Genomic DNA, 743 nt, shown 5'->3' on the forward strand with positions numbered 1-743 from the left:
GATAAGGCTTTAAAATAATCTTGAGCCAAGAATAGTCGTTGAGTGACTTTTTCAAATTGAACTGTAATCTTATTTTCTTTTCTTTCCACACGTTCTACAAATACCTTGTCAAAATATGACTTAACCAAACCAATCTCTAAAAGGTATGCTACTACGTCTGGGTATTCTCCAAAGCGGTCCATCAACTCTTCTTGTAGTTCTTCATAGTTGACACGATTGTCAATTTGACGAATTTTCTTGTAAATTTCAATCTTATGTCGTTGGTCAGAAATATAAGTATCAGGAAGATAAGCATCAATTTGTAAAATCAACTCAGCATTTCCTTTGATTCTTTTATTCCCATTACCGTTCCGTTTAGCAATAGCTTCCTCTAATAACTGTGAATACAATTCAAAACCAACAGAATCAATGAAACCAGACTGCGATTTTCCTAGGAGATTTCCTGCTCCACGAATCGAAAGATCTCGCATCGCAATCTTAAATCCTGAGCCTAATTCTGTAAATCCCTTAATTGCTTCTAATCTCTTTTCAGAGACTTCACTGATTGATTTTTCTGGACGATACATGAGATAGGCATAAGCAATACGATTACTACGACCGACTCTTCCTCTTAATTGATACAAGGTTGACAAACCCATATGGTCTGCATTTTCAATAAATAAGGTATTGGCATTTGGAATATCTACCCCTGTCTCAATAATAGTAGTCGTCACCAAAATATCATACTGACCTTCAATAAAGTC

At 35.4% G+C, this 743-nt stretch carries 1 protein-coding gene; it reads right to left on the reverse strand.

Going from position 1 to position 743, the window contains the following annotated elements:
• A partial coding sequence (locus tag GMD4S_RS09805) for a TRCF domain-containing protein (protein ID WP_001184960.1) occupies positions 1-743 on the reverse strand: 743 nt, incomplete at both ends.

The organism is Streptococcus sp. GMD4S (assembly GCF_000296955.1).